The organism is Bradyrhizobium sp. S69, from assembly GCF_009766005.1.
Lineage (GTDB): Bacteria > Pseudomonadota > Alphaproteobacteria > Rhizobiales > Xanthobacteraceae > Bradyrhizobium.
On sequence record NZ_LMUK01000041.1, the window covers coordinates 413,109 to 427,152 of the forward strand.

Sequence of the window (14,044 nt, forward strand, 5' to 3'; positions counted from 1 at the left end):
CGTATACTAAATAGGCTAATTAAGCCGCGGGGAATTGTCGTGTTCGATTACAAGACCGACGAAACGCTGGAAGAAATTGGTCGCGGTTTTCTAAGGAAAATCGGACTTGAGCATGCTGTTCGCCCTGACATGCTGACGATAATTATGAAAATCAAAGGCTTCGACGGTGGCTTTAACTATCGACGCGTGCCTGACGCCCAGCTCCCGAATGCTGAGGCTCACTGGTTCTCGGATGACCGTGAGCTGACCATGCGCGAGAGCATTTTTGTGGGGATTCAGCGCGACGAACCGCGGCCTCGTTTCACGGTGGCGCATGAAATTTCGCACTATGCCTTGGGACATAAGGGTTTCCTAAATCGCTCCACCAACCAAATGCATAAGAATATTTCGAGCAGCTTGGTCAAGCATCAAGAATCGGAGGCTAACCGCCTCGCAGCGATCCTCCTGGCTCCTGAGCACCTCGTGCCAGAGGATGCTACTGCCGAGCAGATTGAGACTAAATTTGGCTTGAGCATTACCGCTTCTCTGTTGCGCAAAGAAGAGATCGACCGCATCCGACGACGCAGGCGAGGCGAACTTCGTCCGCTTCCAGAGTCTGTTCGCGAATTTCTTCGTCAGGCAAAGCGGGAAGGGATGACCATCCGCACGAACCTTGATGATTAGCCCGTAAGGCGCAACAGCGAAGCGCGTTGCGCCGATTCGGATTCGTGAACGGCGGATTACGCCGGCGGCTAACCGGCCCTGCGTGCTGAGGTGCCTTCGATTTATGGGCCGTGACTGAATTCTCAAAGCCAGGAACAAATGATGTCCGATCCATGGGATCCGCCTCCATTACCTCGCCATGGCGATGATTCGGCAAGCGTCACTCACGAATGGTTCGGAAGGGCGGTGGGGCAGTGGGTGCACGTCGAGTTTCAGTTGGCGTTGCTGTATTCCTTGTTTGTCGGTCGCCCCCGGCACGGAGAGGCAGTGAAGGAGTTTGGTGCTGGCGTTACCTTCAGGCAGAGGCTCGATCGTTTGCGTTCGAAGGCGGAGAGATTTTTCGCGGGGAGGGAACTAAAGAGGCTCGAGACCGAATTCCAGGCGATCTGCGTGGCAGCCGAGGGATTCGCCAGGCGGCGAAACGAAGTCGCTCATTCCGTGGTTTTTCCGAGCGTCTTTCTGCCTTCGTTCGTCGAGGATCGGCTTGGAGGTTTCGACGGTCGGTGGGCTTTGGCGCCGCCGTACTATTCGCTGAAGGATTTTGACGACCAAGGTTTTCCGAAGTACGCCTACACGTCGCGCCAATTGAATGCGTTGGTCAACCGGTTTGCCGAGTTCAAGAAGCGGATAGAGGACTTGGAAGTCGAATTGCTCGACGAAGCTCGTAGGGAGAATTAACCGAAGGCGTAAACCGCCGCCGTGGCTGAAGGGTTAGGGACGAATTGCGCCGCGCTAATCCGCCCCTACGGGCTGGAATCCAACTTACGCGTCTTATCAGCAGGAGGGGACGGTCAAATTCTGCACGAATGATCCCAAACCCTCCGGGCGGGGATATTTTTTCCCGAGAAATTCGAGAATCTTAACATTCAATCCGAAGGCCCAAGATCGGACAATGTCGCTGTAAGCCTTCTCTTCATCTCTTGGAACGCTCGCGATATCGAATTCCGCCTGAATGTGAACCTTGTTGCGATACTTTCTGAGTTTATGAAGCTCGTCGTAAACGTCTGCGCCGAGATCGTCTAATAGTTTGTATTTCTTCGACACGTCGATTATGACCGCGAATTTCTCAACCGTCTTCTTTTCGATCTCTGCGCGATCTGCTTCCAAGATATTGGGCACACCCTCGCGTGTAAAACTCCGTGCGCGGTAGAAAATTTGGGAAAGGGCTGCCTCTATTATGGAACCGATCTGCACGACGATAAGTTTGTTATAGACGCTGCCGGCCTCTGCAAGCTTGCATAACAGGCTAGAATTGTAGACGAGGTTGTCACCGACTTTGAAATCGCCAATGAAATTGCTTTGAATCTCGATTGTCTTTACCGGCATCGTCTATCCTCGCTTGCGAGAGCATCCCAGAACAAAAAATTTGCGGTTTTGTCGATGAGCGCGGAATTACGCTCCGCTAATCCGCCTATGAGCTTTCTTGGGCGATGAAGTTTGCGAACACCTTCTCAAAGAGTCCCCGCATCACGTCAACGTTGTGTGGAATGGTTGGAGTGAAGCCGAGATCGAATCCGATCGTATGTTTGGATAAAAGCTTTGCAATACTCTTTGAAGGCGAGGTTGCAATGAAGAAGCGGTTCAGTCGTTGGATTTCATTACAAAGGCCCAAGAACGCACGACCAAGGCCTAAGCCTAGCGTCGAACCCACATAATATTTGGCTTCAACCGACATAATTACTTTCGAGGCGCGGGGTAGTGCGTTTTTCGACCGGCATATGTCGGCTTCAGTCTTAAAGAGAATAGCTACATCACATTCGTGACGCACTTTCGATCTTCCTTCAACGTAAATGCCTATGTGAGCTTCGAGCGGAGTGCATGTTGGAAATTGAATTTCTGCGTGACAGTAGTTCTTCGAATTCCACCAAATCTCGCCCGGAGAAGTGCGGAAGTAAAATGTGCTGGTGGGGTTATTGCCGAAAACGTCTTTGAATAGAATTGTCGCACCTTTGTTACGAGCCGCATCGAGCACGACTGTCCAAATATATGCTTCATAAAGGTCATCGCCGTTTGATCCGGCCGTAAGATTCGGGGAGAGCGCGCCAGAAAGCGCAGCTTTAATATCGGCGATCAAACCTAGTCTAATCGTCATTTGTTTACGTCTTCTGTCAGTTGCTTTAGATAGTCCTCGGCATGAACGATTATGGATCTCTGAGTTGTTAGATCACTGACGCGATATTGATGTTCAATGACTCCGGTCTCTCCCGGGACAAAACAAATTTGTCCATTGCCTATGTTTAACGCAGTAGCGAGAGCATCTTGAATTTCAATCGCGCCAATTACGACAGCGCGTACCGCTGAAACCGCGATGTCGAACTTTTCATATGGCGAGTAATCTACGCGAACTAGAAATTCGGCGCTTTGTCTTTTAGGGGGCGCTGATCCAGAGGTAATTTCTGCTGCGTCCCGGAATGTGCCTACAACTGGAGATACTTTGGTATCTGAAGTCGCAATGCGTTTGAGTTCAGTTTTACCAAGGACAGCCTCTTCCTCTATTTGTTGAGCAACCCAGTCGAGCTTGTTCTCCCTGAGCCACCGTACGAGTGCCTCATAGGCTTCGGTGGCTGATTCTTGGGACAAGGCGTTGCCTTTCTTAAAAATTTTTAAGCTGATCTAAATACACTAACATCTTATAGTTGTAATAGCGTTACGAGTTCTGGTTCAAGTCAAAAAAAGGGGGCGGCCTTTAGGCCACCCTCTCTTAGTCGTGGATGCCCGGGTCAAGCCCGGGCATGACGATTAACGTCGGATCACGAACACCCCGTCGTGCTTCCACACGTATCGCACTTCATACAAGTCCCATTCCGCACCAGCGAGAAGTGCCCGCATTCGCCGCACATTTCGCCTTCGTAGCCTTTTGCCTTGGCTTCGGCGCGGCGCTCGGCCTTGCTCGGCTGGGCTGCTTGCGCGGCGCCCGCCTTGCTCCATTGCAGGGCTTCGAGCTTTTCGGTCGGCGACAGATCGTGCTGGGGTTCCTGCTTCAGCGCGACCGCGCCTTCGTGGGCGTCGCCGTGGCGGGCGGTGGCGCCGTGGGCGGCCATCGTGGTGACGTTGCTGGTGCCGCGCGCCTCGGTCTCGGGCGTCGCGACGTTGCGCATGACGACGAGGTTGTCGGTGCGCGAACGGGTCAGGCCCTTCGACAGATATTTGTTGTTCGGCTGCTCCGGCTGCTTGCCTTCCTCGACACCCTTGCCCATCGCATCGAAGTTGGACTCCGAGGGATCGACATGGGCGAGGTCGAAGCGCGACATGTAGCTGACCGCGAGTTCGCGGAACACATAGTCGAGGATCGAGGTCGCATACTTGATTGAGTCGTTGCCCTGCACCGGGCCCGCGGGTTCGAAGCGGGTGAAGGTGAAGGCGTCGACATATTCCTCCAGCGGCACGCCATATTGCAGGCCGAGCGATACCGCGATGGCGAAATTGTTGATGAAGGAGCGCAGCGCAGCACCTTCCTTGTGCATGTCGATGAAGATCTCGCCGATCCGGCCATCGTCATATTCGCCGGTCCGCAAGTAAACCTTGTGGCCACCGACCACGGCCTTTTGCGTGTAGCCCTTGCGGCGATCCGGCATCTTCTCGCGCTCGCGCATCACCACGATACGCTCGACCAGTTTCTCGACGATCTTTTCCGAGACCTGGGCGGTACGGGCCGCCATCGGCTTGTCGTAGAACGCCTCGACCGCATCGTCCTCCTCGTCCTCGTCGCTGATGAGCTGCGAGTTGAGCGGCTGCGACAGTTTTGAGCCGTCGCGATAGAGCGCGTTGGCCTTCAGCGCCAGCTTCCACGACATCAGGTAGGCGGACTTGCAATCCTCCACCGTGGCGTCGTTCGGCATGTTGATGGTCTTGGAGATCGCGCCCGAGATGAACGGCTGCGACGCCGCCATCATGCGGATGTGGCTTTCCACCGAGAGATAACGCTTACCGACCTTGCCGCAGGGATTGGCGCAGTCGAACACGTTGTAGTGCTCGGCCTTCAGATGCGGTGCGCCTTCCACCGTCATCGCGCCGCAGATGTGGACGTTGGCGGCCTCGATCTCGCGCTTGGTGAATCCAACCGCGGCGAGCAGGTCGAAACCCGGTGCCGCAATGGCTTCCGCGCCGATGCCGAGGGTGTCGCGAATGAAGTCCTCGCCAAAGGTCCATTTGTTGAAGGCGAACTTGATGTCGAACGCGGTCGGCAGCGCCGCTTCCACCTTGGCAATGGCTTCATCGGTGAAGCCCTTGGTCTTCAGGGTGGAGACGTTGATGCCGGGGGCGTTGGAGAGCGAGCCGTGGCCGACGGCATAGGCTTCGATCTCGGCGATGTCGCTCTCGCGGTAGCCGAGCGTGCGCAGCGCTTCGGGCACGGCGCGGTTGATGATCTTCCAGTAGCCGCCGCCGGCGAGCTTCTTGAATTTCACCAGTGCAAAGTCAGGCTCGATGCCGGTGGTGTCGCAATCCATCACCAGACCGATGGTGCCGGTCGGCGCCACCACGGTGGTCTGCGCGTTGCGGAAACCATGTTGTTCGCCGAGCTCCAGCGCCTGATCCCAGGCGAACTTGGCGCGCTCAACGACGTTGACTTGAGGGACGCTGCCGAAATCGAGCGGCACCGGATTGACCGCGAGGCCTTCATAGCCGCGCGATTCGCCATGCGCGGCGCGGCGATGGTTGCGGATCACCCGCAGCATGTGGGCTGCGTTCTTCTTGTAGCCGGGGAAGGGGCCCAGTTCGCGGGCCATCTCGGCCGAGGTGGCGTAGCTGGTGCCGGTCATGATCGCGGTCAGCGCTCCGCACAGTGCGCGGCCTTCCTTGGAGTCATACGACAGGCCCATGGTCATCAGGAGACCGCCGATATTGGCAAAGCCGAGGCCGAGCGTGCGGAATTCGTAGGACAATTCCGCGATCGCCTTCGACGGGAACTGCGCCATCATCACCGAGATTTCCAGCACCACGGTCCAGAGACGGCACAGATGCTCGTATGATTCGACGTCGAACAGCTTTGTCGAGGTGTTGTAGAAGGTGATGAGGTTGGCGGAGGCCAGGTTGCAGGCGGTGTCGTCCAAGAACATGTATTCCGAGCACGGATTCGAAGCGCGGATGTCGCCGGACGCCTTGCAGGTGTGCCAGTCGTTCATGGTGGTGTTGAAGTGCAGGCCGGGATCGGCCGATGCCCAAGCGGCGTGACCGATTTTCTCCCAGAGGTCGCGGGCCTTCAGCGTCTTCGTCACCTTCTTATTGGTGCGGCCGATCAGGTTCCAGTCGCCATCGGTTTCCACCGCGCGCAAAAAGTCGTCCTTCAGCGAGACCGAGTTGTTGGAGTTCTGGCCGGCCACCGTCAGATAGGCTTCCGAATCCCAGTCGGTGTCGTAGACCGGGAAGTCGATCTCCTTGTAGCCTTGCCGGGCGAACTGGATCACGCGCTTGATCATGCCGTCGGCGACCATCGAGCGTCGCGCCAGCTTGATCTCACGGCGCAGCGCCGGGTTCTTCTCGGGGTCAAAACAGTCGTCGCCCGAGCCCTCGCAATTGACGCAGGCCTTCAGTACCGCCTTCAGATGCCGCTGGTTGAGCTTGGAGCCGGTCACGAGCGCGGCGACCTTCTGCTCCTCCTTCACCTTCCAATCGATATAGGTCTCGATATCGGGATGGTCGGCGTCGACCACGACCATCTTGGCCGCGCGTCGCGTGGTGCCGCCGGACTTGATGGCGCCGGCGGCGCGGTCGCCGATCTTGAGGAAGCTCATCAGGCCCGAAGAACGTCCGCCGCCGGAGAGCTTTTCGCCTTCGCCGCGCAGCCGCGAGAAGTTGGAGCCGGTGCCGGAGCCATACTTGAACAGGCGCGCCTCGCGGACCCAGAGGTCCATGATGCCGCCCTCGTTGACGAGGTCGTCACCCACGCCCTGGATGAAGCAGGCATGCGGCTGCGGATGCTCGTAGGAGGATTTCGATTTGGTCAGCTTGCCGGTGAAGGGATCGACATAATAATGGCCCTGGCCGGGGCCATCGACGCCGTAGGCCCAATGCAGTCCGGTGTTGAACCATTGCGGCGAATTCGGCGCGACCATCTGCTTGGCCAGCATGAAGCGTAGTTCGTCATAGAAGGCTTGCGCGTCTTCTTCCGACGAGAAGTACTTGCCCTTCCAGCCCCAATAGGTCCAGCAGCCGGCGAGGCGGTCGAACACCTGCCTGGCGGAGAGTTCGCTGACGTAGCGCTCGTTCTCGGGAAGCTGGCTAAGCGCCTCGGTGTCCGGCACCGAACGCCACAGCCAGGACGGCACGGTCTCTTCCTCGACCTTCTTCAAGCGCGCGGCGACGCCGGCCTTGCGGAAGTACTTTTGGGCCAAGACGTCGGAGGCGACCTGCGACCAGAATTGCGGCACCTCGACGTTTTCGAGACGAAACACCACCGAGCCATCGGGGTTACGGATCTCAGATGTCGTTAATCTGAAATCAATCCCTGCGTAGGGTGACTGTCCCTGAGTGGTGTTACGCCGTTCGATTCGCATGGTCGTGCCCCGTTCTTTCCATAACCGGCCCGCTGTCGCAGCGGTTTGCCGGATGTCATTCCATGAGCGGACGCCAGGTCGCGGTTATATCCGCGATCCCGATCATCCGCAGCTCAACCGGGTTGCCCGGCCCGTCTTTCGCTCCCCGCCGGCGCCGTTACGCGCCTTGCGTGAAGCAGCCCCAATTCAACGCGCCAACTCAGCCATCAGACCCATTTTTCGGGACCCGTTTTCGAGCCCGTTTGGCGCCCGGAAAAGGCTCAGAATTCGGAGCAAACAGCCCCGATCACCCGTGCCTTACCCGGCGTTCGGAATGCTCATTCTGGAACCCTGTCAGGGAGTTCGGCGGGACTGAAAACCACCCGACACCGAACCATCCAAAACTAGGCCGACTCCGTTGCACCCGTCAAGGATTAGTACGTGTTCCTGAATCAAATACTAAATATGGTGGAAAAGGGAGGAAACCAGGGGGCAGGCCGCGCCTCGGTTGGGGCCAAGTATCAGTGAGTCCTCACGGATTCCCAAGCGGAAAAAATTTGTTCCGGGGTGTGGATTAAGGCTTCCACCCGCTGTTCACAGGGCAGGTATTTTTTGCAGCCCTTGGGCGGTCCGGGCATTGCACTTCAGAGACTCACGTAGCGCTACGGGATGTTGCGGCAGGCATGCCGTTGCGGCGATGGTATCACGCCTCGATCAGCGGCAATGTGACGCCGATTCCATCCTCCATCGCAGTTTCATGACAGAATCAAAACCGACCCACGCGCGTGCGCGGCTTGCGCCCACGGGACTGATCTTCCTCGCCATCACCTCGATCGGCTGGGGATTCAATTGGCCGGTCAGCAAATATTTGCTCACCACCTTGCCGCCGTTGACGGTGCGCGGCTGCACCGGCGTGGTCGGCGCGCTGTGTCTTGCCGCGCTGGCGCGGTCGCAGGGCCAAAGCCTGAAAGTCCCGCGCGCGCTGTGGCCGCGGCTGATGCTGGCCGCGCTGCTCAATGTCGGCTGCTGGATGGTGCTGATTGGGCTGGCGTTGCTCTGGCTGCCGGCCAGCGAAACCGCCTTGATCGCCTACACTATGCCGGTATGGGCGGCGATCATGGCCTGGCCGGTGCTCGGCGAGCGGCCGACGCCGTTGCGCCTGATCGCGCTGGTGCTGGCATTCGGCGGGCTCGCCACCATCATGGGCGGCAATGGGCTGGCGGCGAGTGCGGCCCAACTGCCGGGCATCCTGCTGGCGCTGGCGGGTGCGATCGGGTTTGCGCTCGGCACCGTGCTCTCCAAGAAACGCCCCTTGCAGCTGCCGCCGTTTTCGGCCGCGGCCTGGCAGGTTGGCCTCGGCTGCCTGCCGGTGGCGATCGCGGGGCTACTGATAGAGACCACGCCTCCGGCGGCGCTGACCCCGTTGGTCTGGCTGTTGATGTTCTACTCGGTCGCGATCGCGTTTTGCCTTTGCTACATCACCTGGTTCGGCGCGTTGGCGCGGCTGCCGGCCTCGGTGGCGGCGATCGGCACCATGGCGGTGCCGGTGATCGGCGTGGTGGTCTCCGCGCTGACGCTGCACGAGCCGTTCGGCATCACCCAGATCGCAGCGCTGGCTCTAACGGTGGGCGGCGTCGCGCTGGCGGCGCTGTCCTGAACCGCACGCAACGACCGCGAGGCTAGCTCCTAACTCGTTTGGCCCTTCAGCGCCTGGCGTATCATCTGGGCCAGTTGCGCCTTGCGATAAGGTTTGGTCAGCAGCAGCACGCCGTGATCGAGCCGGCCATGGTGCACGATCGAGTTGTCGGTGTAGCCCGAGGTGTAGAGCACCTTCAATCCGGGGCGATGCTTGGCCACCGCTTCGGCCAGTTGGCGGCCGGTCATGCCGCCGGACAGGATGACATCGGTAAACAGCAGGTCGAACGGCTCGCCGTTCTCGACCAGCGCCATCGCGGTGCGGCTGTCGGCGGCGGCGATGGTCCGGTAGCCGAGGCCGTGGAGCTGGGCTACCACGAAATTGCGCACCAGCGGATCGTCCTCGACCACCAGGATGGTCTCGCTGCCGCCGGCGATCGGCGCGGCGGCAGGCAGTGCGGCATCCGCGCCCGCGGCGGCGGGCGGCAGATAAAGCCGGATCGTGGTGCCGTGGCCGGGCTCGCTGTAGATCTTGATGTGGCCGCCGGATTGCTTGACGAACCCGTACACCATGCTCAATCCGAGGCCGGAGCCTTTGCCGACTTCCTTGGTGGTGAAGAACGGCTCGAACACCTTGTCGCGGATGTCGGCCGGCATGCCGGTGCCGGTATCGCTGACCGCGAGCATCACGTAGGGGCCCGGCCGCATATCCGCATTGGCCTCGGCGTAGGCCTCGTCGAGCACGACATTGCGCGTCTCCAGCAGCAGCTTGCCGCCGTCCGGCATCGCATCGCGGGCGTTGATCGCCATGTTGAGCACGGAGTTGGCGAGTTGCGACGGGTCGATATGCGACGTGGTGTTGCCGCGCTCCAGGATGGTCTCGATCTCGATCTGCTCGCCGAGGGTGGGGCGCAGCAGTTTTTCGATATCGAGAACCGCATGGTTGATATCGACGTTGCGCGGTTGCAGCGTCTGCTTGCGCGCGAAGGCGAGCAGATGCTTGATCAGTTCGGCGCAGCGCTCGGCGGCGTCGTCGATCAGTCGGGCCACGCTTTGCAGCTCCGGCTGGCGCGCAAGCTCCGCCACCAGTGTTTCGGTGGTGCCGGTGATCACCGTCAGCATGTTGTTGAAGTCGTGGGCGACGCCGCCGGTGAGTTTTCCGATCGCATCCAGCTTCTGGGCCTGTTGCAGCAGGCGCTCGGTGTCGCGGGCGGCCGTGATGTCGTGATAGACCAGTGCTGCCCCGCTGATCGCGCCGGAGGCGTCGTGCAGCGGCGCGCCCGACACCACGAGATGAACGATCTCGCCGCTGCCGTGCCGATGCGAGATCATTTCCTTGCCGTCGAAATGTTCGCCGCGGAGCGCACACGACGACGGCAGTTCATCCGCAGGCATCGGCGTTGTGCCGTCGCCGCGGTAAACCACGGCGGTCTTGCCCAACTGCGCGATGTTCATGCCGGGCCGGTAGGTCAGTACGGTTTGCGCTGCCGCGTTCGCCAGCACGATGATGCCCTTGGTGTCGATCACCAGCACGGCTTCCGCCATGCTGTTGAAGGTGCCTTGCAACACCGAGGACGAGTGGCGAAGCTCTTCATGCGCGGCCAGCAAGTGCTCGGTGCGCTCGGCGACCGCCGCTTCAAGGGTTTCGTTTTCGGCCCTGGAGGCGCTCAGCGAGGTCTCCATCGTTCGGCTCGAGCGGCGGACGTCGCGGATCAGGATCGCGGCAAGCAGCAGGATCAACAGCGCGCCGACCAGATCGATCCCCAGCAGAACGATTCGGGTCTGGCGCGAAGCCGCCGATCGGATCGCGAGCAGCCGTTGTTCCTCGGCCGCGAGCCTGTCGAAATTGGCGCTGATCGCGTCCATCGCCGCCCGGCCTTCGGACTTGGCGTTCAGTGCCGCGATGCCCGCGCTGTCGCCCGCCGTGTGCAGCCGAACCAGTTCACCGCTGACCGCAAGCCGGCGCGCAATCAGTTCCCGGGTGTTTTCCAATAGTCGCGTCTGGACCGCATTGTCGTTGGTGGACTCGATCAGCTCATTCAGCGCCGGCCCGATCCGGTCGCGGGTTTCGTTGAATTCCGCGACGTAATTTGGATTGTTGCTGAGCAGAAAGCCGCGCGAGGCGCTCACGGCGCGGCTGATCAGAAATCGCATATCGGAAAATTTCTGCAACGCGGCCAGGGTGTGATCGACCCAGATCGCATCGGATCGCGACTTGACGTCAAGGCCGATCGAGGCGGCGCTGATGATCAACAGGATCGCAAGGCCTGTCCCCAGAACGGCACGCTGCGACACCACCGTCGGGGGATTTCCACGTCGACGTTGCCGTTGGAATTCACTGGGCGAGACGAGCGTTCGCAATCGGTTTTCTCAGACATCGGTTAAGGGCCGTGGACGGCGCGTTTGGTGGAGTGAACGGCTTGCGCGGGCGAAGCGTTGCACCGGGTTGAAGGATCATTTCGACAAAATCGGACGAGGGTGAGATATCGATCGGCATACTGTCGCAACTCGCGGTTCGCCGCTGAGGCGGACTTCAACGGCCAATTGAACCATTGCGTCGTCGTCGACCACGAGAGCACGCGGCACTTATCAATTTCCCCCAGAGGCAACCGAGCGGAACCCGGCGCGGAATTTTCGATGCGACAGAATCATGTCGTCTTTCGGCAATTAGGGCCGAAATGGGTCGATGCGTCTGCACGCTAGAATGCATAGCAGATCGAGGTTCCCCGATGCCAACCTCACGAAGTTTAGATTGGACAAAATCGCCAGCGCCGCGTCGGGCCACATCTCAGGCTGCATGAAAAATAATTGCACGAAAAAGGACGGCGCAACGAATGCGCCGTCCTCTCTCATCGAAGTCTCATCTATAGCGTTTTCGAGCCAACGGGTCGCGCGAATGCGCGCCCGATGACAGGCTCCGTGGGCACCGGTTCGCGTGAAGAAAACGCGTCAAAACAAAAGAGCTCTATGCGGAATCCGTGGTTACGGGCAGGGATGCCGGTAGCCGTCATTGCCCATATAGGTTCCGGAACGCGGGTCATAGGAGCGGTAGGTCTGCATGCAATACGACACCGAATCGTCGCCGCCGGGCGCCGGCGCAACCGCGACTGCGCCGTCATCATAGCCGTTGTCATAATAGGCGGGACCGGGAGCGGGCGCGTAATAGCCGGGGCCGTAGCCCTGTGACGCGATGGCGCCACCGATCACCGCGCCGGCGATCGCACCGCCAATCAGGGCACCGCCTCCACCGCCGTGGTAGCCGCCACCGCCGCGATAGCCGCCGCCGTTAAAGCGCGGGCCACCACCACCACCAGGACGCCCGCCGCCGCCACCGGGGCGGAAACCGCCGCCGGGATGGCCGCCGCCGCGAGCAGCGCCCGCGTGGCCCGGCGCCTGAGCGAAGCTGGCTTGGGGCATCAGGACAGGCAGCACCAAAGCCATCACGGCTGCGGCACTCAAAACTTTAAGACGGTTCATGATCAGGCTCCAGTGGCGGGACACGCCAACCCGCTCGACGGGCGGCAGTTCCCCGGCCTCGCACCCAATTGTGCGCGACGATCAGGCTGTCAGGTCTGAACTGTAAGTAAAATGAACGAATTGTCGGGATTCCGCGACAATTCGTCACCGCGGGCGACGGTTCGCAGGTCGCCCAAAAGAGCACGTCGCCTGGAAGATCTAATCGCGGCACTTCAACGGGGCTTTTCGGCGTGAACTGGACTTTTCGGCGCGCGGATGGCATCAGGAGCGCAGGCGATCCTCGAACCGGCCATGCTCTGATGAAGCAGTTTTTCCTGAAGATGTTCACGTGGTGGAACGGCCAGACCTTTGGCACCCAATTGTGGACATGGCGGTTCGGCGAACTGGTGGGCGAGGACGAGCAGGGCAACCGCTATTTCCGCACCGCGGGCCGCAAGATCGATCCGACGCTCGGCTTCGAACGGCGCTGGGTGGTCTATAACGGCTACGCCGAAGCGACGCGGGTGCCGCCGTCCTGGCATGGCTGGCTGCATCACACCGTCGATGTCGCGCCGACCGAAGAAGCCTACACTCCGCGTGAATGGGAAAAGGCGCATATCCCGAACATGACCGGGACACCGGCGGCCTACCGTCCGTCGGGCTCGACCATGGCGAGCGGCCGCCGTCCCAAGGCCACCGGCGATTACCAGCCGTGGACGCCGGGTAGTAACTGATCTCCGGCCGCGCCTTTTACTCGATCAGCCTGTGAACAACGGGAACAGCGGGGACATCTGTCGCCGAACGTTGGAGCGTGCTTGCGCTTGCGACGGCATCGCGGCTCAATGGGACATCTTACGGAGATGGGAGACCATCGCATCGGTTCGGGCAACAGTTCGCGACTGCCCCGATTTGCAGCGGCACCCGATCAGGATACGGCTGGGAGATAGGCCCCCGGCGCAGAGGTTCTGAAATCGCCCGTCAATGTGGCGCCACCGTAGGACAGGAAAGGCCGTCTGGGAAACCAGGCGGCCTTTTTCATTTTCATGGGATGAAGTTGTTTCGAACCTAAGTTATCCCAATCGCGCGGCGGCGCGGTGGATGGCTTCGCTGCGGCGTGGCTGGGTGACGGCGATCCTTTCCTGCATCCGCGCCAGAACGTCCGGCGGCGCGGCGTCGGGCGAGCCGGCGTTGAACGGCGGCGCCGGATTATATTCGAGTCGCAACTGAATCGCCTCGGCGGTGGGGCGGTCGACCAGGATCGACACCAATGTCAGCGCGAAATCGATTCCGGCGGTGACGCCGCCGCCGGTCACGCGGTTGCGGTCGACAACGACGCGGCTCTTGGTCGGCACCGCACCAAACTCGCCGAGGAACTCCATCGCCGTCCAATGCGTCGTGGCGCGATAACCGCGCAGCAAACCGGCCGCGCCCAGCACCAGCGATCCGGTGCAGACCGAGGTGATGTATTTGGCGCCGTCGGCCTGGCGGCGCAGGAAGTCGAGCATCTCCTCGTCGTTGACCATGTCGTCGGTGCCGGCGCCGCCGGGGACGCAGATCACGTCGAGCTGCGGGCAGTCGGCGAAGGTGATCGTCGGCGTCAGCGTCAGCACCGCGTCGCTCGCGACCGGCTCGATGCGCTTCCAGATCAGATGCACCTTGGCGCCGGGCAGGCTTGAAAACACCTGCAACGGCCCGGTCATGTCGAGCTGGGTCACCTTTGGAAAAATCACGAGGCCGATCTGAAGTGGGGCGGACATACGAGAGCTCCAAATGTTGCT

Annotated in this window: 11 protein-coding genes; 4 read left to right on the forward strand and 7 right to left on the reverse strand. The window is 60.3% G+C overall.

The genetic code is table 11. The features are described 5' to 3' along the window. The first annotated feature begins 39 nt into the window (after positions 1 to 39). Positions 40 to 663: an ImmA/IrrE family metallo-endopeptidase gene (locus tag GSQ88_RS19465; protein WP_159009333.1), complete on the forward strand. Its 624-nt coding sequence runs from the start codon at positions 40 to 42 to the stop codon at positions 661 to 663. A gap of 141 nt (positions 664 to 804) precedes the next feature. Beyond that, positions 805 to 1,380 (forward strand): hypothetical protein, encoded by a 576-nt coding sequence (locus GSQ88_RS19470; RefSeq protein ID WP_159009334.1) that lies wholly within the window; start codon positions 805 to 807, stop codon positions 1,378 to 1,380. A gap of 96 nt (positions 1,381 to 1,476) precedes the next feature. Here the strand turns inward: GSQ88_RS19470 and GSQ88_RS19475 are convergent, their stop codons facing one another. The 4 genes from GSQ88_RS19475 to GSQ88_RS19490 all read right to left on the reverse strand — a co-directional run bounded on the left by GSQ88_RS19475 (position 1,477) and on the right by GSQ88_RS19490 (position 7,196). Beyond that, positions 1,477 to 2,028 (reverse strand): hypothetical protein, encoded by a 552-nt coding sequence (locus GSQ88_RS19475; RefSeq protein ID WP_159009335.1) that lies wholly within the window; start codon positions 2,026 to 2,028, stop codon positions 1,477 to 1,479. Between the two features lie 85 nt (positions 2,029 to 2,113). Next, complete coding sequence (locus GSQ88_RS19480; RefSeq protein ID WP_159009336.1) at positions 2,114 to 2,794, reverse strand: hypothetical protein; 681 nt, start codon at positions 2,792 to 2,794, stop codon at positions 2,114 to 2,116. Beyond that, the gene (locus GSQ88_RS19485) at positions 2,791 to 3,282 is read right to left on the reverse strand and encodes a hypothetical protein (RefSeq protein WP_159009337.1); all 492 of its coding nucleotides are present in this window, start codon (positions 3,280 to 3,282) and stop codon (positions 2,791 to 2,793) included. The genes GSQ88_RS19480 and GSQ88_RS19485 overlap by 4 nt, the downstream gene beginning before the upstream one ends. 170 nt (positions 3,283 to 3,452) lie before the next feature. Beyond that, on the reverse strand, positions 3,453 to 7,196 hold the full coding sequence (locus tag GSQ88_RS19490) for a vitamin B12-dependent ribonucleotide reductase (RefSeq protein ID WP_159009338.1): 3,744 nt from the start codon (positions 7,194 to 7,196) through the stop codon (positions 3,453 to 3,455). Between the two features lie 736 nt (positions 7,197 to 7,932). Here GSQ88_RS19490 and GSQ88_RS19495 point away from each other — a divergent pair. Beyond that, a complete protein-coding gene (locus GSQ88_RS19495; protein ID WP_159009339.1) occupies positions 7,933 to 8,832 on the forward strand; it encodes a DMT family transporter in 900 nt (299 codons plus the stop codon). Between the two features lie 29 nt (positions 8,833 to 8,861). On the opposite strand, the gene GSQ88_RS19500 is transcribed toward GSQ88_RS19495, so the two are convergent. Both GSQ88_RS19500 and GSQ88_RS19505 read right to left on the reverse strand, forming a co-directional pair. Next, the gene (locus GSQ88_RS19500; protein WP_159009340.1) at positions 8,862 to 11,108 is read right to left on the reverse strand and encodes a CHASE3 domain-containing protein; all 2,247 of its coding nucleotides are present in this window, start codon (positions 11,106 to 11,108) and stop codon (positions 8,862 to 8,864) included. Positions 11,109 to 11,792: 684 nt separating this feature from the next. Then, on the reverse strand, positions 11,793 to 12,287 hold the full coding sequence (locus tag GSQ88_RS19505; RefSeq protein WP_159009341.1) for a BA14K family protein: 495 nt from the start codon (positions 12,285 to 12,287) through the stop codon (positions 11,793 to 11,795). A gap of 299 nt (positions 12,288 to 12,586) precedes the next feature. Here GSQ88_RS19505 and GSQ88_RS19510 point away from each other — a divergent pair, with 299 nt between their 5' ends. Continuing rightward, a complete protein-coding gene (locus GSQ88_RS19510; protein ID WP_159009342.1) occupies positions 12,587 to 13,000 on the forward strand; it encodes an NADH:ubiquinone oxidoreductase subunit NDUFA12 in 414 nt (137 codons plus the stop codon). A 336-nt stretch (positions 13,001 to 13,336) separates the two neighbouring features. Here the strand turns inward: GSQ88_RS19510 and GSQ88_RS19515 are convergent, their stop codons facing one another. Next, positions 13,337 to 14,023, reverse strand: a complete 687-nt coding sequence (locus GSQ88_RS19515) for a DJ-1/PfpI family protein (RefSeq protein WP_159009343.1) — start codon at positions 14,021 to 14,023, stop codon at positions 13,337 to 13,339. Positions 14,024 to 14,044: the final 21 nt, after the last annotated feature.